Annotated in this window: 23 protein-coding genes, 5 tRNA genes and 1 riboswitch; of the genes, 26 read left to right on the top strand and 2 right to left on the bottom strand. The window is 36.7% G+C overall.

All coding sequences use genetic code 11. The features are described from left to right. The first annotated feature begins 1 nt into the window (after position 1). The 7 genes from ACSV5T_RS02340 (at position 2) to ACSV5T_RS02310 (ending at position 1602) form a co-directional block, all read left to right on the top strand. Positions 2-598, top strand: a complete 597-nt coding sequence (locus ACSV5T_RS02340; RefSeq protein ID WP_295793409.1) for an MBL fold metallo-hydrolase — start codon at positions 2-4, stop codon at positions 596-598. 50 nt (positions 599-648) lie between these two features. After that, a tRNA-Asp gene (locus ACSV5T_RS02335) sits at positions 649-724 on the top strand. A 5-nt stretch (positions 725-729) separates the two neighbouring features. Next, positions 730-805, top strand: a tRNA-Phe gene (locus ACSV5T_RS02330). A 7-nt stretch (positions 806-812) separates the two neighbouring features. Continuing rightward, positions 813-887, top strand: a tRNA-Gly gene (locus tag ACSV5T_RS02325). Between the two features lie 9 nt (positions 888-896). Further along, a tRNA-Cys gene (locus ACSV5T_RS02320) sits at positions 897-971 on the top strand. A 14-nt stretch (positions 972-985) separates the two neighbouring features. Then, positions 986-1074, top strand: a tRNA-Leu gene (locus tag ACSV5T_RS02315). A 72-nt stretch (positions 1075-1146) separates the two neighbouring features. Next, positions 1147-1602 (top strand): DUF523 domain-containing protein, encoded by a 456-nt coding sequence (locus tag ACSV5T_RS02310; protein WP_325191852.1) that lies wholly within the window; start codon positions 1147-1149, stop codon positions 1600-1602. A gap of 125 nt (positions 1603-1727) precedes the next feature. Here the strand turns inward: ACSV5T_RS02310 and ACSV5T_RS02305 are convergent, their stop codons facing one another. Next, positions 1728-3560, bottom strand: coding sequence for a phosphoethanolamine transferase (locus ACSV5T_RS02305; RefSeq protein WP_438320189.1), 1833 nt, complete (start codon positions 3558-3560; stop codon positions 1728-1730). A gap of 166 nt (positions 3561-3726) precedes the next feature. Between ACSV5T_RS02305 and ACSV5T_RS02300 the strand changes: the two genes are divergently transcribed. The 13 genes from ACSV5T_RS02300 (at position 3727) to ACSV5T_RS02240 (ending at position 14783) form a co-directional block, all read left to right on the top strand. After that, on the top strand, positions 3727-4452 hold the full coding sequence (locus ACSV5T_RS02300) for a segregation and condensation protein A (protein WP_105089124.1): 726 nt from the start codon (positions 3727-3729) through the stop codon (positions 4450-4452). Positions 4453-4464: 12 nt separating this feature from the next. Further along, a complete protein-coding gene (gene scpB / locus ACSV5T_RS02295) occupies positions 4465-4974 on the top strand; it encodes an SMC-Scp complex subunit ScpB (RefSeq protein WP_295805256.1) in 510 nt (169 codons plus the stop codon). 1 nt (position 4975) lies between these two features. Further along, complete coding sequence (locus ACSV5T_RS02290; RefSeq protein ID WP_005386768.1) at positions 4976-5704, top strand: pseudouridine synthase; 729 nt, start codon at positions 4976-4978, stop codon at positions 5702-5704. Continuing rightward, on the top strand, positions 5701-6948 hold the full coding sequence (locus ACSV5T_RS02285; RefSeq protein WP_438320187.1) for an NAD(P)/FAD-dependent oxidoreductase: 1248 nt from the start codon (positions 5701-5703) through the stop codon (positions 6946-6948). The genes ACSV5T_RS02290 and ACSV5T_RS02285 overlap by 4 nt, the downstream gene beginning before the upstream one ends. A gap of 8 nt (positions 6949-6956) precedes the next feature. Continuing rightward, on the top strand, positions 6957-7631 hold the full coding sequence (gene cmk, locus ACSV5T_RS02280) for a (d)CMP kinase (RefSeq protein WP_438320186.1): 675 nt from the start codon (positions 6957-6959) through the stop codon (positions 7629-7631). Position 7632: 1 nt separating this feature from the next. Then, positions 7633-8253, top strand: a complete 621-nt coding sequence (locus tag ACSV5T_RS02275) for a lysophospholipid acyltransferase family protein (RefSeq protein WP_105089128.1) — start codon at positions 7633-7635, stop codon at positions 8251-8253. After that, the gene (locus ACSV5T_RS02270; RefSeq protein ID WP_295868950.1) at positions 8244-10142 is read left to right on the top strand and encodes a bifunctional 4-hydroxy-3-methylbut-2-enyl diphosphate reductase/30S ribosomal protein S1; all 1899 of its coding nucleotides are present in this window, start codon (positions 8244-8246) and stop codon (positions 10140-10142) included. Before ACSV5T_RS02275 ends, ACSV5T_RS02270 begins: the two co-directional genes overlap by 10 nt. Positions 10143-10256: 114 nt before the next feature. Then, entirely contained in the window at positions 10257-11591 is a 1335-nt protein-coding gene (gene der, locus ACSV5T_RS02265; protein ID WP_005386761.1) for a ribosome biogenesis GTPase Der, read from the top strand. After that, the gene (gene plsY, locus ACSV5T_RS02260; RefSeq protein ID WP_438320185.1) at positions 11591-12187 is read left to right on the top strand and encodes a glycerol-3-phosphate 1-O-acyltransferase PlsY; all 597 of its coding nucleotides are present in this window, start codon (positions 11591-11593) and stop codon (positions 12185-12187) included. Before der ends, plsY begins: the two co-directional genes overlap by 1 nt. 3 nt (positions 12188-12190) lie before the next feature. Beyond that, positions 12191-13189 carry an NAD(P)H-dependent glycerol-3-phosphate dehydrogenase gene (locus tag ACSV5T_RS02255; RefSeq protein ID WP_303884884.1) on the top strand — a complete coding sequence of 333 codons (999 nt, stop codon included), beginning with the start codon at positions 12191-12193 and terminating at the stop codon, positions 13187-13189. 67 nt (positions 13190-13256) lie between these two features. Continuing rightward, positions 13257-13808: a 16S rRNA (guanine(966)-N(2))-methyltransferase RsmD gene (gene rsmD, locus ACSV5T_RS02250; RefSeq protein WP_105089132.1), complete on the top strand. Its 552-nt coding sequence runs from the start codon at positions 13257-13259 to the stop codon at positions 13806-13808. Positions 13809-13812: 4 nt separating this feature from the next. Next, complete coding sequence (gene coaD / locus ACSV5T_RS02245; protein ID WP_005386757.1) at positions 13813-14304, top strand: pantetheine-phosphate adenylyltransferase; 492 nt, start codon at positions 13813-13815, stop codon at positions 14302-14304. Positions 14305-14315: 11 nt separating this feature from the next. After that, positions 14316-14783 carry a hypothetical protein gene (locus ACSV5T_RS02240; protein WP_005386756.1) on the top strand — a complete coding sequence of 156 codons (468 nt, stop codon included), beginning with the start codon at positions 14316-14318 and terminating at the stop codon, positions 14781-14783. Positions 14784-14825: 42 nt separating this feature from the next. Here the strand turns inward: ACSV5T_RS02240 and ACSV5T_RS02235 are convergent, their stop codons facing one another. Continuing rightward, complete coding sequence (locus ACSV5T_RS02235; protein WP_438320184.1) at positions 14826-16541, bottom strand: Rqc2 family fibronectin-binding protein; 1716 nt, start codon at positions 16539-16541, stop codon at positions 14826-14828. Positions 16542-16668: 127 nt separating this feature from the next. Here ACSV5T_RS02235 and ACSV5T_RS02230 point away from each other — a divergent pair, with 127 nt between their 5' ends. From ACSV5T_RS02230 to metK, 6 genes are all read left to right on the top strand, one after another. Beyond that, entirely contained in the window at positions 16669-17550 is an 882-nt protein-coding gene (locus ACSV5T_RS02230) for a YicC/YloC family endoribonuclease (RefSeq protein ID WP_005386754.1), read from the top strand. Positions 17551-17564: 14 nt separating this feature from the next. Next, positions 17565-17834 carry an extracellular matrix/biofilm regulator RemA gene (gene remA / locus ACSV5T_RS02225; protein WP_005386753.1) on the top strand — a complete coding sequence of 90 codons (270 nt, stop codon included), beginning with the start codon at positions 17565-17567 and terminating at the stop codon, positions 17832-17834. A gap of 8 nt (positions 17835-17842) precedes the next feature. Next, a complete protein-coding gene (gene gmk, locus ACSV5T_RS02220) occupies positions 17843-18472 on the top strand; it encodes a guanylate kinase (RefSeq protein WP_005386752.1) in 630 nt (209 codons plus the stop codon). A 4-nt stretch (positions 18473-18476) separates the two neighbouring features. Further along, entirely contained in the window at positions 18477-18692 is a 216-nt protein-coding gene (rpoZ, locus tag ACSV5T_RS02215; RefSeq protein ID WP_004695660.1) for a DNA-directed RNA polymerase subunit omega, read from the top strand. 54 nt (positions 18693-18746) lie between these two features. Then, complete coding sequence (gene coaBC, locus ACSV5T_RS02210; RefSeq protein WP_438320183.1) at positions 18747-19940, top strand: bifunctional phosphopantothenoylcysteine decarboxylase/phosphopantothenate--cysteine ligase CoaBC; 1194 nt, start codon at positions 18747-18749, stop codon at positions 19938-19940. 101 nt (positions 19941-20041) lie between these two features. Further along, positions 20042-20142: riboswitch (SAM riboswitch) on the top strand. A 49-nt stretch (positions 20143-20191) separates the two neighbouring features. After that, positions 20192-21382 carry a methionine adenosyltransferase gene (metK, locus tag ACSV5T_RS02205; RefSeq protein WP_438320182.1) on the top strand — a complete coding sequence of 397 codons (1191 nt, stop codon included), beginning with the start codon at positions 20192-20194 and terminating at the stop codon, positions 21380-21382. The last annotated feature ends 29 nt before the right edge of the window (positions 21383-21411 follow it).

Raw genomic sequence — 21411 nt, 5'->3', positions numbered from 1 at the left:
TATGAATATTATAAAACGCCCTCTAGGGCTTTATAAAGCGAATTGCTACGTACTTGTTAAAGAGGGTAAATCTTTAATAATTGATCCTGGATTTCATAGTAAGCATATCATTGAAATGGTAGGGGATTCTGAACCAATAGCAGTTCTATTAACACATGGTCATTGTGACCATGTGTCAGCTCTTGATGAGGTATGTGAGCATTATAATATTCCTGCTTATTTACATCCTTTAGATCAAGAATTGTTACAATTAATTCGTCGCAGACCAAGTGTTTACAAGAAGAAAATGTATACTAATTGTAACGATTTAGTAATAGGTAAACTACAATTAGGACCCTTTGAAGTTATTGTCCATCACACACCTGGGCATAGTGCTGGTTCTGTTTGTTTTGAAATTGAAGGACATCTATTTTCAGGGGATACTGTATTCAAACAAAATGTAGGGAATACTGACAATTATAATAGTAATCCAGAAGATTTGATTAATAGTTTGAAGTATATATTAACTTTGTCTAAGGATTTAATAATCGACCCAGGACATAAAGAATCCACAACATTAAAAGATGAAGAAGAATTCATCAAAAATATTGTAGGATAGTGTTGACAAAAGTACTGATAACCGATATACTAAGCAAGTACTTTGGATACGGCCCCGTGGTGTAGCGGTTAACATGTCGCCCTGTCACGGCGAAGATCGTCAGTTCAAATCTGATCGGGGTCGCCATTCATGCCTCGGTAGCTCAGTTGGTAGAGCAACGGACTGAAAATCCGTGTGTCGACAGTTCGATTCTGTCCTGAGGCACCATGTACATGCGGGAATAGCTCAGCGGTAGAGCACCGCCTTGCCAAGGCGGGGGTCGCGAGTTCGAATCTCGTTTCCCGCTCCAACTTTATATGGCGGCATAGCCAAGCGGTAAGGCAGAGGTCTGCAAAACCTTTATTCCCCAGTTCGATTCTGGGTGCCGCCTCCACAAACGTTACCCATGCCGGGGTGGCGGAACAGGCAGACGCAACGGACTTAAAATCCGTCGGTTGGAAACAACCGTACCGGTTCGATTCCGGTCCTCGGCACCAATTAAGACTAACTTCGGTTAGTCTTTTTTTCTTATGTAAATTAAGTTTTAATACTACATATTAAATAATACTATGAATAAGAAACCTAAATTGCTAATTAGTGAATGTCTATGCGGCGTATCATGTCGTTATGATGGAAAAGATAATTATATAGGGAAATTACCATTGTTAAAAGAAATGTTTGATTTAGTACCTGTATGTCCAGAAGTATTAGGTGGACTTAGTACACCGCGTGATCCTGCAGAGCGACAAGGAGAACGTATATGTACGGCTAATGGGACTGATGTAACTAAAGAATTCCTTATAGGCGCTCAGAATACATTAGATATAGCTTTTCAAAATGGGTGTAATCGGGCTCTAATGAAAGCAAAAAGCCCTAGTTGCGGCTATAAGCGTATTTACGATGGCACCTTTAGTAAAACCCTACGGGATGGTCATGGATGCACTGTAGAGGCTCTATTAAAGAATAATATTGAAGTGTATACAGAAGATGATATTGATCTATTAATAGGACAAAAAAAGAGATGAGTTTTAACTCATCTCTTTTTGTTTTTTATTACTTTACTATAACCTTAACTGGCTATTATTACATAATTATATGCTTTACTGATAACAGATTAATATGCTTAACTCAGTACAAGAAATAGTCCAGATTATTTACCTGCATTTACAGGATCGTTAGTTAATGGTTGTTCCCCTAGTAAGGTAGTAAGGTTATGTAAATTAAATCGATACTTATCATTACTGAAGTCTCGTGTTGCATCATAACGTTGGTTAGGTGCATGCATAAGACCGATTAATGTGTCATATAGTAAATCATTTGTAAAGTATTGATGTTCGTGCTTAGTAAGTTCCTCTGCAGTTTGAGGATACGCTGCACGATATTGAGGAGATAAATAAATCCAGAATGGAATGTGAGTCATAACAAAGTCAAATGTATCTGGGTTATGAGATTTATCTAAACTTTCACCGTGGTCAGAGAAATAGACCATAGCTTGTAAGTTTAATTTTTCCTTACCATACGTATAGATTTGTTGTAATAACCAATCAGTATAAAGTTGGCTATTAGCATATGCTTCTTGGCCATCTGGATACGGGCCTTGTTTCCATTTACTAAACTCATGAGGGTAACGGTCATTGTAATAAATATGGCTCCCCATGATATGAATAACAATAAAGTTATTTTTCGTAGGATCTACAGATTGTAATAAAGGCAATAAAGATTCATCATAGCGGTCAGAGAATGCATATGATTCGTGAGACCATTTTGTAGTATCTGCTGTTTTGGCCATTAGAGAAATGGCTGTATCGTATTCACCAAATACACCTTGGTTACTAAACCAAGAAGTAGTATAACCAGCCTTTTTAGCTACGTCTAAGATGTTTGCTGAATCAAGGAATGGTTTATCATCATATTGATTGCGTTCAGATAAAGCGCGTTCTAGAGTAGGTACTGTTTGTACATAGGATGAATATGCGTTATCAAAGAACACAAAATCTTTGTTATCAGAGCGCATATTACCTTGCCATGGTGTATCGTCATAAGGGAAGTTTGGATTATAAACCTTCATATAATCACGAGAACTAGACTCACCAATTACTAATATGATCGTACCTGGTGTTTTATTGGCAGAGGTTTCCTTTGTATCTAAATTAAAGGAATCGAAAACTAAATGATGGTTATCATTATATTGTTGCATCTGTTTTACATAATCGCCAGCAGCAATCCAGTTTGCTACAATACATGTTTTAGGGAATAAGAAGAATGGTACATATACTAAGAATGCTACTATAGATGCAATTAGCAATGTAGAGCGCATAGGTCGTGTAGTATTTAAGTTTACCACTGCTTTCATTCCTAGATTAGACCAGTAGAGTAGATACGTCCAAGCTACTAGACCGATACCAACAGCGATAAGACCAGGAATACCAGCAGCATTTTTTAAGAATCCAAAGGCTTCCTCAGGGTTTGTCATATATACTGCTAGTAAACTAGCTGGCGTTAAACAATGCCATGTAGTTAAGTAGTATCCAATTTGTAAGAATGGAATAAGACTTAATATCATGGTAATGATTGCCATGATTAATGATGTGGTTTTATGAAGGCGATTCGTTTGATTTAGTAAGAATTGAATTCCAGATAAGCCCATAAAAATGAGTAGGCCAAATAAGAAGTCATTAGCGAATTCATAGAAATATAAAGGCTTAACATAGGACCAGTGGAAAAGGAGTGGGAATGTAAGAGCCCAAAGAATACCAACTAATCCATATCCTAAAAATGGTCTATGAAAAACGGTACACCCCATAAAGTATTGAAATAAAAAAGTACCTACAATTGTTGGTACTGCTAAAATCGTTATATCTTCAACATCTAGTCCTAGTGTAATAGGTTCATAGATGAAAAATAGAGCTATATATAAAACAATACCAATGATACCAAAGCGAAAGATGGGGTTTCTCCCAATTTGCTTTAAACTAGATAACATAATAAATCCCCTCTTGTAGGAATACACAATAAATTTTTTTCATAATATATAATAATTACTATAATAAAGATAGCAGATGACTGTAAAAAAAACAATTATTTGAAAGTACTACTATAAATGCTTTATAATTATATAGTTAAAGTATATTTTCTAAGGATTGGGGTTTATGGGAGATTATAATTATAAGTTAGATGTTTTTGAAGGTCCTTTAGACTTACTTTTACATCTCATTGAAAAACATAAAATAGAAATCACCGATATTCCTATCGTTGAAATTACGAGTCAATACTTGGAATATTTAGATAATTGGAATCACTTTGATATTCATTATAGTAGTGAGTTTCTTGTAATGGCATCTACCTTATTGCAGATTAAATCGCGTATGTTACTGCCTAAAGCTGAACCTGAGCCAGATGAAGCTGAGGATCCACGTGATGAATTGGTAGCAAAATTAGTAGAGTTTAAGAAAATCAAGGATTTTACAGCTCTATTAATGGAGCGTACAGCTGTTTCTGCCAATATATTTAGTAGACCTGAAGAAACAAGCGTACTTGGATTAGATAATGTATATAATTTAGAACTTTCCCAATTATACGAAATTTTTTATCAAACCTTAAAGCGAGCTAAGGAATTACCTGAAGAGGAACCTATTCGTGAAGTAAAGGTTGAAAAAGACAGTTATAGCTTAGAAGATATGATTCTGTCTTTATCTAGTCGTATACGTCGTGGTGAAAGTTTACACTTTAGAGAGTTATTAGTAGCAATTGAAACAAAAAGTGGTATGGTAACGATCTTTATGGCTGTTTTAGAATTGTTGAAACAACAAATCATGGAAATGCGCTATGAAGAGGATGATATTGTATTCACTGCAGCCTTAGAAGGTACCGTATAGAAAGGGGGCTATATGAGCTTACCAACAATGCATTTAGAGGCCGTATTGTTTTCATCGGCAAAGCCTATATCAATCGATATGCTTGGAGAAGTATTCGGACTTTCAACAGAGGAAGTACAGGACTATATAGAAACATTACAACGTGAGCTTGAAGACCAAAACCGAGGTATCCGATTGAGAGTATCAGGGGCTGGTGTTGAGTTAGTTAGCGCTATGGAAAGCGCTGATTATGTAGGTCATATACGTAAGCGAGAAGATAAACTATCTAATGCAGCGATGGAAACATTAGCTGTTATAGCCTATAAACAACCTATAACTAAAGCTGAAATTGAAGAAATCCGCGGTGTAAATAGTGATAAGATTATTAAACAATTACTCACTCGATCTCTTATTGCTGAGCTAGGTCATAAAGACACTGTAGGTAGACCTATTCTTTATGGCACAACCGACGAGTTTTTAAGAAGTGCTGGTGTAGAATCTATTGAAGCTTTACATCAAGAAGTTTCAGAAACAGAAGGATAATATGGAACGATTACAAAAATTTATTGCTAGTTGTGGTGTTGCATCACGACGTAAGGCAGAAGAATTAATTACGGAGGGGAAAGTTCAAGTTAATGGCCGCAAGGTAACTGAGCTGGGCGTTAAAATCGACCCTCAAAAAGATAAGGTTAAGGTTAATGGCCAATTATTGGCGCAAGAAAAGCCTGTGTATTATTTATTAAATAAGCCTAAGGGCGTCATTACATCTGTATCTGACCCTCAAGGTCGAGAAACTGTTTTAGATTATATCAAAAACGAATCTAAACGCATTTATCCTATTGGTCGTCTCGATTTATATACTGAAGGTTTATTATTACTTACCAATGATGGTGAGTTAGCACAAAACTTAACACATCCATCTAAAGGTGTAGAAAAAACCTATGAAGTGCGCATTAAAGGTCGCGTTCGTGATGAAGATTTACAAGTCATTGCCAATGGCGTTAAACTTGAAGACGGAATGACAGCACCTGCTACAATTGTAGACTTAGGTTTTGACGATCATAACGGTGTTCATGAAGTAGAGATTACCATCCATGAAGGTCGTAATCGCCAAGTTCGTCGTATGTTTGAACACTTTGGGTATCGCATTCATAACTTAAAACGTATTGCTTATGCAGGTCTCACATTGGGCGGTGTAAAACGTGGTGCTTCTCGTCAACTTACTATTAGAGAGGTTAAAGCACTTAAAGCGTTGGGGACTGATAAGAAATGAAACAAATCATAGTCATTGGTGGTGGTGCGGCAGGTCTTATGGCGGCTGTTATAGCAGGTCGTGAAGGTGCTCGTGTCATATTACTTGAAAAAATGAATATGGTTGGTAAGAAGATGGGCATTACTGGTAAAGGTCGATGCAATATTACAAATAATGCTGATATGTCCGAGTTTATTAAAAATACGCCAGGTAATGGCAAGTTTCTCTACGGTGCTTATGAACGCTTTAGTAATGAAGACTTGCTTGAACTATTACATAGTTGGGGTTTGAAAACTAAGGTAGAACGTGGTGGACGCGTATTCCCTGAATCTGATTCCGCTCTAGAAGTACGCAATACGTTCATGAAAATCTTGAAAAAGTATAATGTTCAAGTTCATTTAAATGAACCTGTTACATCTATTACTGTAAAAGATAATCGAGTAGTGGGTGTCACAACAGATAAAGAACAATATGCTTGTGATGCTGCTATTATATGTACTGGTGGTGCTTCTTATCCTTTAACAGGTTCGACTGGTGATGGATATACCTTAGCTAAGAAAATAGGGCATACCATTACAGATATTAGACCTTCTTTAGTACCTATTGTAACTGAGGAGTCTTGGGTAAAAGATATTATGGGGCTTAGCCTTCGTAATGTTGAGGTATCTGTTATTTCTAAAAATAAGGTACAGGCCAAGCAATTTGGGGAAATGATGTTTACCCATTTCGGCCTTACAGGTCCTACCATCTTGTCGTTAAGTCATACGGTAGGTAAATTATTGCGTAAGAAAAATCCTCAAATTACTATTGAAATAAATCTTAAGCCTGCATTAACTGCAGAAGTATTAGATAAGCGGTTACAAAAAGATTTTGATTTATATTCTAAGAAACAATTGTCTAATGGAATGAAGGATTTACTGCCGGTAAATCTTATTCCTATTGTTATAAAGCTTGCTGAATTAGATCCTAGTAAGCCAATTAATCAAATTACAAAAGAAGAACGTTTGCGTTTATGTCATGTATTACAGCATATGACATTAACCGTTAAAGAATTGCGTCCGGTGGCAGAAGCCATTGTGACAGCAGGGGGAATCTCGTTAAAAGAATTTAGTCCAAAAACAATGGAATCTAAATTAGTGAAAGGTTTATATGGCGCCGGTGAGGTTTTGGATATTGATGCCTTTACGGGTGGCTATAATTTACAAGCAGCTTTTTCCACTGGTTATGTAGCGGCTATGCATGCTGTACATGGTGATGAAGAATAGAGGTTATTATGAATACTAAAAAAATTGCCATTGCTATTGATGGTCCTGCAGGGGCTGGTAAAAGTAGTATTTCAAAAGTAGTGGCTAATGAATTAGGTTATTTATATATTGATACAGGTGCTATGTATCGAGGCGTTACATGGGCTGTCCTTGATAGTCATGTAGATGTTAACAATCAAAAGGAGGTTGAGGCTTTACTCCCTTCATTAGATTTAACACTAGAGCCTACGGCAAGTGCTTGTAAAGTGTATGTAAAAGGTCAAGATGTAACTGATTTAATTCGACAACAACAAATCAATGAAAATGTATCAACCATTGCTTCTTATAAAGGAGTACGTGAATACTTAGTTGAACGTCAACAAGCAATGGCAGCTGTTGGTGGTGTTATTTTAGATGGTCGTGATATAGGTTCTGTTGTATTACCGAATGCAGAATTGAAAATATATTTAACTGCTTCTGTAGATGCACGAGCTAAACGTAGATGGCTTGAAGTTCAAGGTACTTCTAATGAGCAACCATTAGAAGACATTAAAAAGAACGTAGAAAGTCGCGATGAAATGGATAAAAATCGTGATGAATCTCCACTTGTATGTGTTGAGGATGCCATTGTTGTGGATTCTAGTAATATGACATTTGATGAAACAGTGAAATATATATTGCATCTAGTACAGGAGCGAATCTAAGATGAATAAATTTTCTACATGGCTTTGGCGTACTGCCTTTTGGTTGCGTTATAAAGTCGGATATGGATTAAAGGTATACGGTCGTGATAACTTCCCTATGGAAGGTCCCGTTATTGTTGTACCAAATCATTTGAGTAATAATGATCCACCAATTTGTGGGTATGCATTACCAAGACATGTGCACTTTATGGCAAAGCAGGAATTATTCGTAAATCCTATTTCTCGATTTTTCTGTACTTGGCTTGGTGCGTTTCCTCTAAACCGCGGAGCTATAGATAAAGTAGCTATTCGTCATGCATTAGGCTTATTGAAAGATAATAAGGTGCTAGGTATATTTGCCGAAGGGAATCGACAAAAGAGTGGAAAACTTGGAAGATTCCATGACGGAGCTGCATCCATTGCGTTGCGTACGGGTATTGGCATTACACCAGTTGCGATTATTGGATCTCATAATATGAAGAAAAATCAAGTCGCATGTATTATTGGTAAACAAGTTCCTGTAAGTAAAGCAAAGCCTACACCAGAAGCAATAAAAGAAGTTAATGATCGTGTGAAAGGTGAAATCCAACGCATGATAGATTCGTATCATGAAAATCGTATAGAGGAGACTTTATGGAAATAATTTTGGCTGAAAACCACGGCTTTTGCTATGGCGTAAAACGAGCTGTTGAAATGGCTGATGAAGCTGCTAATAGCGAGGGTAAAAGTTATACATTAGGTCCTATCATTCACAATCCTCAAGTTGTAGGGCGCTTAGAAAGTAAAGGTGTAAGCCCCATTCAAGAGGTTGCTGATATCGATGAAGGAACTATGATTATTAGATCTCATGGTGTAGGTCCTGCTATTTATGCTGAAGCCGAAGAAAAGGGCTTACATATTTTAGATGCTACATGTCCTCATGTAAAAAAAGCACAACAAGATGCTAAGTCTGTCATTGAAGATGGCATGACATTGGTGATTTTAGGCGAAAAAAACCATCCTGAGGTTAAAAGTATCAATTTATGGGCAAATAATAAAGGAATAATCATCGAAGATGAAGAATCCGCTGAAAAACTACAAATTGTGGAAAAAATGGGCGTTGTTGTACAAACTACCTTTTCACAATTCAAATTTAACAGTATAATAGAGATATTAGAGAAAAAATCTAAGAATCTTAAGATTTTCAAAACGATATGCAATGCAACGCAAGAACGACAGAACTCTGCCGTTGACTTAGCACGTAATGTAGATCTTATGATAGTGATAGGCGGTAAGAACAGCGGCAATACAAACCGATTGGCAGAGGTTTGTCGTGACGTTGGATGTACAACATATCACATTGAAACTTCTACTGAATTACAACTGGAATGGTTTAACCGAGTACAGACGGTAGGAGTTACAGCAGGAGCATCGACTCCCGACTGGATTATTAAGGAGGTCATTGAGACAATGAAAGATTTTGCAGAATTATTAGCAGCAGAAGGTCAAGAAGAATTTAAGAAAGGGAACGTTGTAGAAGGTACAGTAGTTCAAGTTGAAGATGAACGCGCATATGTATCTTTTGGCTACAAAACTGAAGCCATTTTGAACAGAACTGAAATTTCTTATCCAGCACCAGAATCTGCCAAAGATGTGTTGAAAAATGGTGATGAAATTAAAGCAGTTATCATGAACCACATCAAAGAAGATAATCCTATTTATCTTTCCATGACTCGCTTGGCTAAAGATGAAGATTGGCAATATGTTATCGAAGCACAAGAAAAAGATGAAGCTATCGTATGTAAAGGTATTGATGCTATCCCAGCAGGTTTGGTAGTAACAGTTAAATCCCTTCGTGGTTTCATTCCATTGTCCCAAGGTGATGTTCATTTCGTAAAATCCTTGGACAACTTGGTTGGTACAGAATTCGAAGCTAAAGTACTTGAAATCGACGAAAAGAAAAACCGTTTGGTTCTTTCCCGTCGTGCAGTATTGGAAGTAGAACGTCAAGCTAAATTAGCTGAAGCATTGAAAAACATCAACGTTGGCGACAACTATAAAGGTATCGTTCGTAAAATCATGCCTTATGGTGCTTTCGTAGATATCGGCGGTATTGAAGGTTTACTTCACATTTCCGACATTTCTTGGCAAAAAATCAAAAAAGTGGAAGATGTTCTTTCCGTTGGTCAAGAAATCGAAGTTAAATTACAATCCTTCGACGCTGAAAGCAACAAATTATCCTTGTCCTTAAAAGCTTTATCTAAGAGCCCATGGGACGTAGCTGAAGAAACATTGCACGTTGGCGATGTTATCAACGGTAAAGTTGTTCGTTTGGTAGCTTACGGTGCATTCGTAGCTGTTAACGACGACATCCAAGGTTTACTTCACATTTCTCAAATTACAAAACAACGTAATGCGAAAGTTGAAGATTACTTAAACCGCGGTCAAGAAGTTGAAGTTAAAATCATTTCTCTTAACAAAGATGAAAAGAAATTGGGCTTGGCTTTAACTGAATTGATGGAAGCAAAAGAAACTGCAGAAGACGCTGAATAATTCATTGTCTAATATAAAGGCTAACCAAGGTTTCCTTGGTTAGCCTTTTTGCGTACTATACGTAGAATATGATAAAATATAGTAATGTATTAGATTAGATAATGAGGTGAAACCATGGCAAAACCATTAGTGGCCGTTGTAGGTCGTCCAAATGTAGGGAAATCTACACTTTTTAATGCCATTGTTAATAAACGGATCTCTATCGTTGAAGATATCCCTGGTGTAACACGGGATCGTATTTACTTTGACGCAGAGTGGTTAAATCGTGAATTTACAATGATCGATACTGGCGGTATTGAATTTATTACAGATAATAGTCATGTTATTCCTAAGATGATGCGATTACAAGCTGAATTGGCTATTGAAGAGGCAGATGTAATTTTATTTGTTGTAGATGGCAAACAAGGTATTGTACCTGCTGATGAAGAGGTTGCTAATATCTTACGAGCTAGCGGTAAACCTGTAGTATTAGTTGTTAATAAAATCGACAGTGTTAATCAGGAACCTAATATTTATGAATTCTACAATCTTGGCTTAGGTGATCCTATCGGTATTTCCGCCAAAAATCTAATGAATTTAGGTGACTTACTAGATGATACGGTTAAACATTTCCCTCCAGTTGGGACAAATGTTGATGACGAAGATACTATTCATGTCGCAGTTATTGGTCGTCCTAATGTAGGCAAATCTTCTTTAACTAATGCTTTATTGGGTCAAGACCGTGTAATTGTATCAGATGTAGCGGGCACAACACGTGACTCTATCGATACATATTGGACTCATGGCGATCAAAAGTTTGTTCTTATCGATACAGCAGGCATGCGTCGTAAGTCTAAAATCGAAGAAGCTGTTGAACGATATAGTATTGTTCGTTCCTTGCGCTCTGTAGACCGTTCAGATATCGTCGTTCTTGTTCTTGATGCTCAAGATGGAGTTACAGAACAAGATAAGAAAATTGCTGGTTATGCTTATGAAGCCGGCAAGGGTGTAATTATTGTTGTTAATAAATGGGATCTTATTGAAAAAGATGACAAAACAACATTGCGCTTTACTGAAGATATTTATGATGAATTAGGTTTCTTGCAATTTGCTCCAATTCTATTTGCTTCTGCACTTACAAAACAACGTATACACCGTTTAGCAGATATGCTTAAGTTTGTATCTGAACAACAATATCGTCGCGTGTCTACAGGTACATTGAATCAATTATTACAAGATGCTCAAACAGTAAATCCTGTACCTTCTCGTAATGGTAGAATTCCAAAAATTTACTATATGACGCAAGCTAGTGTTAAACCACCTACATTTATTTTGTTTGTTAATGAACCAGAATTAATTCACTTCTCATATATGCGTTTCTTAGAAAATAGATTACGAGAGTCCTTCGGTTTTGAAGGAACACCAATTCGTTTAGTATTGCGTGGTAAGAAACGGGATGATGAAGACTAATGGATATTATGATTGTTGTATATGCCGTGTTGGCATACGTTATTGGTTCAATTCCTAGTGGTCTGATTATTGGTAAGACCTTCTTTAATACGGATGTACGTCAATACGGTTCTAAAAATATTGGTGCTACTAATACGTATCGTGTTATAGGTCTCAAAGCTGCATTACCAGTATTTCTCTGTGATGCTTTAAAAGGGGCAGCTGGGGTTGTATTGTTATCCTCTTATGGACCTATGTATATGATCTTAGGTGGTATCCTAGCTATGATGGGTCATAACTGGTCTATTTTCTTAGGCTTTAAAGGTGGTCGTGGGGTAGCTACAGGACTAGGAGTTCTAATTGCTTTATCACCATTAGTGGCTTTGATTGCCTTCTTGGTATGGGGCGTAATAGTCTATTTTACTAAACTCGTATCACTAGGATCTATTATAGCGGCAGCTTTAGTACCAATTTTGATGTATTTTACAGGAGAATCTTATTGGTTCGTAGGCTTTGGCGCTTTGGCAGCTTTATTTGTTATTATTCGACATTGGGATAATATTAAACGTTTACTTGCAGGTAATGAGTTAAAAGTAGAACGTATCAAAAAGGATTAATCTATGAATGTTGTTGTTGTCGGCTCTGGTAGCTGGGGTACTGCTCTTGCTATTAAATCCGTATTAGCTGGAAATACTACAACTTTATATTGTCGACGCCCAGAATTTGCTACACAATTAGCAGAAGATTTAGAGAATAAAGAGTACTTACCAGGTGTAACATTACCAAAGGAATTACTATATAGCTCAGATCTTGCTACTTGTATCAAAGCGGCTGATATCGTTTTAATGGTTACACCGTCTGTACATGTACGCACTAGCTTAGAGTCTCTTAAACCATATGCGCATAAAGAACAATCCTATATACTTTGCTCAAAAGGTGTAGAACGTACTACTGGCAAGTTATTGACTACAGTTATGCGAGAGGTACTAGGTCCTGTAGGATGTCATCTCGCAGTTTTATCTGGTCCAAATCATGCTGAGGAAATTGGTCGCGATTTGCCTGCTGCCTCTGTATTGAGTACAGAAAATCTTGAAGTGGCTACTATGCTACAAAAAGCATTGTGTAGCCAGAATTTTAGGATTTATGCAAATACCGATATTACTGGTGTTGAATTAGCTGGGGCTACGAAGAATATCATTGCTCTTGCCGCAGGTATCGTTGACGGACTGGCATTAGGGGATAACTGCAAAGCATTACTCTTAACACGCGGTTTACATGAGATGACTCGTTTTGGTGTAGCCTTAGGGGCGCAAAAGGAAACTTATGCTGGCCTTGCTGGTATGGGGGATTTGATTGCCACTTGTATGAGTCCACATGGCCGTAACCGAGCCGCTGGTCAACAATTAGCAGATGGAAAAACAATGGACTATATCATTAATCATACGAATATGGTTGTAGAAGGCTTTTTTGCTACGGACATTGTTTATAAGATGGCCTGTGAACATCATATTGAAATGCCTATAACTAAGGCTTTATATGAAGTTTTATATGAAGAAAAATCTCCAGCTTTGGCATTAGCTGAATTGATGGGACGAGATATTAAAATTGAAGTATCATAAATAAAAGATACTTTTAATTTGGTTATTTATATACTATAATTAATGAGTATAATCTTGTGAGGGTTGTATGCGAATTATTGGCGGAACTGCAAAGGGACATACTATAAAAGCACCTAAAGGGGTAGATACAAGACCTACACTTGATCGTGTTCGTGAAAGTGTGTTTAATGTATTATCTAATAGAGGTATATTTGGTACTCGTGTATTAGATATATTTTCTGGTACAGGTGCAGTAGCTATTGAAGCCTTAAGTCGTGGTGCAGCACATGCAGTAGCGGTAGACTTTAAAACAGGAAAATTGATTTTAGAGAATGCTAAACACTGCCATGTGGAAGATCGGTTAGAAATCATTCCGAGGAAACTTTCACAATTAAAAAACTATATAATGGGACAACAGTTCGATTATATTTTTTCTGATCCACCATATGAAAATGGATTTATACAAGACACCATAGATTTGGTTGTGACCTATGATTTATTAAAGCCTGACGGTGTTTTACTATTAGAACACCACAAGGATGAGGCCTTTACCTTGCCTGAATCATGGGAGTGTATAAAAGAACAGAAATTTGGTTATACGATGGTTTCCTATTTTGTAAACACAGCTGAAAGGAGCTAAACCTGTGCGTATAGGTGTGTGTCCGGGTAGTTTTGACCCAGTTACAAATGGACATGTTGATATTTTTGAACGCGGCAGTCGATTAGTTGATAAATTAATCATTGCTGTTAGCTCTAATCCGAATAAAAATTCCTTGTTTACCATGGAAGAACGGGTTGAGATGATTCGAAATTCTGTCAAACATATTCCTAATGTTGAGATTGATTGTACAGGCGGTTTGCTTAACGAATATGTTAAATCTAAGAATGCTACTATAATCATTCGTGGTTTGCGCGCGTTAAGTGACTTTGAATATGAATTTCAACGTGCGTTGTTTGCAAAATATTTGGATGATGATATTGAAACTGTATTTATTATGACTAATAATAAATACTCTTTCGTCAGCTCCACAGGTATTCGTGAACTTGCAAAATTTGGCGGTAAGCTAGATGGGTTAGTTCCGGATGATGTTAAGGAAAAACTTGAAGAACGCTTTAATACGGTCCATAATAAATAGGGGTGAATTGTATGAAAACAGAAAAATTATTAGAAGATTTAGAGGTTCTTATTGAATCTAGCAGCCGTATTCCTATGACTACAAAACGTATGGTTGAGGAAGACGAAATTATGCGTATTATTGATTCTATTCAAGAGTCCTTACCATTGGAACTTGAAGAGTCTCGTCGTATTGTAGCTGATAAAGATAAAGTATTAGCTGATGCTCAACGTCAAGCTGAAACTTTAATTGATCAAGCAAAAGACTACATTGCTAAATTAACTGCTGAAAGCGAACTTGTAAAACAAGCGCAAGAACAAGCCAATCAAATTATCAATGCAGCTAACCAATCCTCTGAAGAATTGAAATCTAGCTCTATTCAATATGCTGGTGATGTTCTTAAATATGTGGAAAACAACTTAGAGAAAACATTGGAAAGCTTACGTCAAAATCGTGAAAGTTTGAAACAAACTGAACAACGTACAGAAGAAAACCAATAATATAAATAAAAAAGAAGCGAAGGATTTCCTTCGCTTCTTTTTTTATTCAGTATAATTATCGGGTTTTTTAGGCTCTACAATCATTGTTTGATGAGTATTAAAAATAACAAATCCAAGAGGAGACCCAGGTGGTTTTTTGATATTTTTAATATATGTGTAGTCTACAGGTACCTTACTAGTTTCACGAGCCTTACTAAAATATGCTGCATATTGAGCAACCTTAGATAAAATCATATCATCAGGTTCTACATTAAGTCTTAATATGAGGTGAGAACCTTGAATATCTTGAGTGTGGAACCAAATATCGGTTGGTTTTGCAAATCGATGGGTTAAATATTCGTTTTGTTGATTGTTACGACCAATAAATATTTCACCTTCATCAATGGTTAAATGAATGTAATTCGATTTACCTAGCTTATAAGATAGTGGCTTTTTGGATTTCTTTATAATGCCCGCATCCATACATTCTTTTCGAATTTCTTCTAAGCTTTCACGGGTAGTGGCTAATGAAATACTATATAAAATCGATTTGAGATATTCAAGTTTTGTAGTACTTGCATTCAGTTGATATTCACCGCTGACCATACGATTTTTTAATTTCGTATAGAGCTTATAATACCATTGACCGTTTTCTACAATCGTAAGATTTGGCTTTAGAGGGATTGTTAATAACTCTCCATCTTCAGAAAGAAGATTTGGTAATTGAATAGAAGGTTCATACTGTACTTGTAAGTGAGCATTGATCATTAAGATATCACCATACAGTTTATAGGTATCCATTTTATTGGTGTCATCTAATTCATCTTTGATTTTTTGATGACGAACTTCTTCTTTCTTGATAGCCGCTGTTAAGATCTTTTCTAGTTCCTTATCAGCAGTGTGAATTGATTTTGTATTGTGAATCGATTCTTCTAGAGCCTCTGAAATCGTACTATATTCTTTTAGTACTTTATAATTGTGTAACGTAAAGGTAGCGTGTGCTTTTTTATTATTCTCATTGATTAAAGTAAGCAAGCCATGACTGTCTTGGAGTTTTGCTTTTAGCTCATATAATGACTTGGCTAATGTATCTAATTGATCTGGACTTAAATCAGTTATAGATTCATCACCATCTAGATTGGCAGTCCATAATACTTCATCTAATAAGGGTTTGCCAAAACCGTTAAAGATGGCACGTATAGATTGTTGTACAGTGCCATCACCGAAGGAGGTAAGTAAATTTTTGATTTCATCATAATCAAAATCCATTAAACTTACACGATTAGCATTAGGTGGTAATTCATAGTGTAGTTTAGGACTTATAGAACGTTCACGATTCATTAAAGGTGATACGTGAATTAATGATTCTAAAATCACTCCATCTTGCACAAAAATACAGTTTGAATATTTGCCCATTAATTCTACATAAATAAATGTGCTCGTAATAGAACCATCCATTTCAAGCTTATCCGTTTGGATACACATGATTCGGTCCCCATTGATTTGTTCAACCTTTACAATGCGGCTTCCTTCAATATGTTTGCGAAGAAACATACATAGAGAACTAGGTTCTTTTGGTAAATCTTGAATCGGTTTACTGAGATACATCGCAGGGGTTGCACCAACAGTGATGACCAAGCTTTGATCTTCGTTAAGGGCTCGAATTTTAAATAGTAATGTAGTTTTATCTATTTGATATAATTTTTGTATTTGACCTGTTTGTAATCGCTCATTTAGTTCTTTAGCGAGAACAGACATGGTAAGTCCGTCTAAATTCATAGTACTCCTTTCAATTTTATTTAGAAGTATAGTTTAGTATAACATAATGTACATATAATTCTTAGTATTTAAACACGGAATGTATAATTCGTGGTACAATAATAAAAACTGCTAAGGAGGATATCACATGAAAAGTATGACCGGTTTTGGTTCTGGCACGGCAACCAAAGATGGCATTACCTGCACGGTAGAAATAAAGTCCGTAAATGCGCGATTTCTTGATTTATTTATACGTAGTCCAAAGCAAATAAACCCTTTTGAAACTATTATTCGCGGATTAGTACAGGATCGAATTACCCGCGGTAAGGTTGAAGTATCGGTTTCTATCCAAGATGCAGGGGAGAGACCAAAAACTTTTACCATAAATAGTGTATTGAGAAAACAGATACAAGAATTACTTGTTCAAGAAGAGTTTTATGATGATCCTAAAAAGGTACCTTTACAAGCCGTTAATTCTGTTTCTAACGAATGGATACAACAACAAGATACACCGATTGCAGAAGATGTTCTTTCAGAAATAGTAAAAGAATCTACAACTCAAGCATTAGATGCTCTAATAGCAATGCGTACGGTAGAAGGTAAACATATTGAACAAGATTTATTATCACGTATCTCTACATTAGAAAATGTCATCAAACATATTGATGAGAATAAGGCGGGAGCCGTAGAAGCATATCGCGAGCATATAAAAGGTAAAATTCAAGAGTACTTAGTTTCTTTGGAAGCGAGTATCAGTGAAGATCGTTTTTTGCAGGAAATAGCTTTACTGGCTGATAAGACTGATATTACGGAAGAGATTGTCCGATTCACCTCACATGTGGTACAATTAAAAAACACACTTGTAGATGAGAATTCCATCGGTCGTAAGGTGGATTTTATTTTGCAAGAAATGAATCGTGAAGTGAATACAATTGGTTCCAAAGCTATGGATTCAAGTATTACAGAGTTTGTGGTTCAACTTAAATGTGAGTTAGAAAAAATTAGAGAACAAGTACAGAATGTAGAGTAATAGGAGGTCCATAAATGAGTATTCAATTATTGAATATAGGCTTTGGTAATATGGTATCTGCTAACCGTGTTATGGCTATCATTAGTCCTGAATCTGCGCCAATTAAACGTATGGTTCAAGATGCACGTGATAAGGGCCTACTCATTGATGCTACATATGGTCGTAAGACTCGTGCTGTATTAGTTATGGATAGTGGTCAAATTGTATTATCTGCAATTCAACCAGAAACCGTAGCACATCGACTTGTGCAATATGATGTAGACGAAGATACAGTAGAATCATAGGAGTACATATGTCAGACAGAGGATTATTAATCGTTATATCCGGGCCATCTGGCGCAGGTAAAGGTACGATTTGTGCGAATATTCGAAAAGAAATGCCTAATCTAGTTTATTCCGTTTCTATGACAACACGGGCACCACGTGTTGGTGAAGTGGAAGGGGTCAATTATTTCTTTCGCTCAAAAGAAGAGTTTGAATCTCTATTAAGTGAAGATGCTTTTTTAGAATATGCAAAAGTATATGATAATTACTACGGTACACCGAAACAACATGTAATGGATTTATTAGATGAAGGTAAAAGTGTACTGTTAGAAATTGATATTCAAGGTGCTATGCAAGTAAAAGAACGTTTTAGTGATGCTGTATTTATTTATATAGTGCCACCGTCTTTAACTGAGTTATCTGAGCGTTTACATAACCGCGGTACAGATGCGAAAGAAGTTATTGATAAACGGCTGTCATTAGCTTGTTCTGAATTGGCATTAGCTCATCGATATGACTATATAGTTGTAAATGATGATCTCGGAGAGGCATCAGAGAAGGTTGCTTCTATTTTACGGGCAGAATCCTGTAAGATTAGTCGTAATAAAGAGCAAATTCAATTTATTTATAAACAGTATCAAGAGTCTAAGGAGAAGTGATAGTATGATGGTAAAACCTCCATTGAAAAAATTAGAAAGTCAAGTTGATAGCAAATATACTTTGGTAACATTGGCAGCTAAACGTGCTCGTGAATTAACAGATGGCGAACCATGCTTAGCTGAATCTACACATGCAACTGACAAGCCTGTATCCTTGGCATTCTATGAAATTGCCGAAGGTGAAGTGACTTATAAACGCACAAAAGAAGGCATTAAATAAGATTAATCAATTCCTTGTATCCTTGATACAAGGAATTTTTAAAAGGAGAAGAACATGCGCGGAAAACATATCATTGTCGCTGTATCTGCAGGTATTGCAGCGTATAAGGCAATTGAAGTAGTAAGCCGACTTCGTAAAAAGGGTGCTGAAGTAAAGGTTGTTATGACTGAAAACGCCACTCATATAGCTTCACCACTTACATTTGGTGAAATTAGTGGACATCCTGTAGCTATCGACATGTTTGAACAAGTACACCAATGGGATGTGGAGCATATTGCACTAGCAACATGGGCAGATGCATATGTGGTTGTACCTGCTACAGCAAATGTGATTGGCAAAATCTATGCCGGTATTGCAGATGATATGCTAACGACAACAATAATGGCTACTACGGCGCCAAAATATCTTTGTCCTGCTATGAATACAGAAATGTATAATAATCCCATTACGCAACGAAATTTAGCAGGATTACAGGCTTTGGGGTACCATATTATGGAACCGGCTGAAGGTTGGCTTGCTTGCGGTGTTACAGGTGTAGGGCGTCTACCAGAGCCTGAAGCCATTGTAGAATGGCTTGAATCGCAGATGTGCAAATCTAATGAACTTGAAGGTACCACAGTACTTGTTACAGCTGGTGGTACGCAAGAAAATATCGATCCTGTTCGTTATATTGGGAATCGTTCTAGCGGCAAAATGGGGTACGCCATTGCTGAACAAGCAGCACACATGGGGGCTAATGTTATTTTAGTTAGTGCTCCTACATCTTTAGCTGTACCTAGTGGAGTAGATTTTGTTCCTGTTGACTCTGCTTTATCTATGCAAAATGCTGTTGAATCTCTATATGGCGAGGTAGATGTGGTTATCATGGCGGCAGCAGTATCTGATTTTAGAGTCCTTCACAAGGCAGAACAAAAAATAAAGAAAATGGAGTCCATGACATTAGAACTTGTTAAAAATCCAGATATCCTACAAGGTTTAGGTGCTAAAAAGAAACATCAAATTCTTGTGGGGTTTGCAGCAGAAACAGAACATGTAATCGAGTATGGTCAAGATAAGGTTACTAGAAAAAATTTAGATATGCTCGTAGCAAACGATGTTAGTAAATCTAATGCAGGCTTTAATGTAGATACAAATGAAGGATACTTCTTATATCCTCATAAAGATCCAAAAGAAATGCCGAATATGAAAAAATCTGAATTGGCCCATAATATTATGAAAGAAGTTGTGGAATTAGTAAAAAATAAATAACACCATACATGAGAGAATCTTATGTTTGTAGTTTGTAATTGATAGAAAGATATGTAATAATGACTTGCTTTATCAATGTAAATACACTATAATATTTCTGTAACTCATCAAGAGTAGTGGAGGGATAGGCCCTATGAAGCTACAGCAACCATTCCAAGAGGAAAAGGTGCTAATTCCTATGACAAATGTCGTTAGATGGGAGGGTCTCTCATGAGTACATGAGAGGCTTTTTTTCGTATTAGGAGGATAAAATGGCTGAAAAACATATGTTTTTTACTTCTGAATCTGTTACTGAAGGCCATCCAGATAAAATAGCTGACCAAATTTCTGATGCTGTTTTGGATGCGATTATTGAAAAAGATCCAACTGCTCGTGTAGCTTGTGAAACTTTAGTTACTACTGGCTTAGTTCATGTAGTAGGCGAAATTTCTACAAACACATATGTGGATATTCCTCGCATCGTACGTGATACTGTTCGAGATATCGGTTATACACGTGCTAAATTTGGTTTTGACTGCGATACTTGTGGTGTTCTAGTTTCTATTGATGAACAATCTGCTGATATTGCTATGGGCGTTGATGAAGCTCTTGAATCTAAAGATGGTAATGGTGAAGCACTTGATAAAATCGGTGCTGGTGACCAAGGTATGATGTTTGGTTATGCATCTAATGAAACACCTGAACTAATGCCTATGCCTATTTCTTTGGCTCATCGTTTATCCCGTCGTCTTACAGAAGTTCGTAAAGATGGCACTTTAACATATCTTCGTCCAGATGGTAAAACTCAAGTGACTGTTGAATATGTTGATGGTAAACCAAAACGTATTGATACAATTGTTATCTCTACACAACATAGCCCTGAAGTTACGCAAGAACAAATTAAAGCTGATTTAAAACGCTTTGTTATCGATGCAGCATTGCCTGCTGAATTTGTTGATGAAAATACAAAATATTTCATTAACCCAACTGGCCGTTTCGTAATCGGTGGTCCTCATGGTGATGCTGGCTTGACTGGCCGCAAAATCATCGTAGATACTTACGGTGGTATGGCTCGTCATGGTGGCGGTGCTTTCTCTGGTAAGGATCCATCTAAGGTTGACCGCTCTGCAGCATATGCAGCTCGTTATGTAGCTAAAAATGTTGTAGCAGCAGGCCTTGCTGATAAGTGTGAAGTACAAGTTGCTTACGCTATTGGCGTTGCACATCCTGTATCTATCTTAGTTGATACCTTTGGTACAGGTCATGTTGAGGAAACTAAAATTCAAGAACTTATTAAGAAACATTTCGACCTTCGTCCAGCAGGTATTATTGAAATGCTTGATTTGTTAAAACCTCATTATCGCAAAACTGCAGCATATGGTCACTTTGGTAGAACTGATGTAGATTTACCTTGGGAGCGTACTGACAAAGCAGCAATTTTAAAAGCTGAAGCTGGCTTATAATACAAAAGGTCTTAGTAGAATTTCTACTG

It is taken from the genome of Veillonella sp. ZSJB6 (assembly GCF_051549505.1).
Classification (GTDB): Bacteria; Bacillota; Negativicutes; order Veillonellales; family Veillonellaceae; genus Veillonella.
Note: the sequence above shows the minus strand (reverse complement) of the source record. Positions and strands in the feature narration are given on the sequence as shown.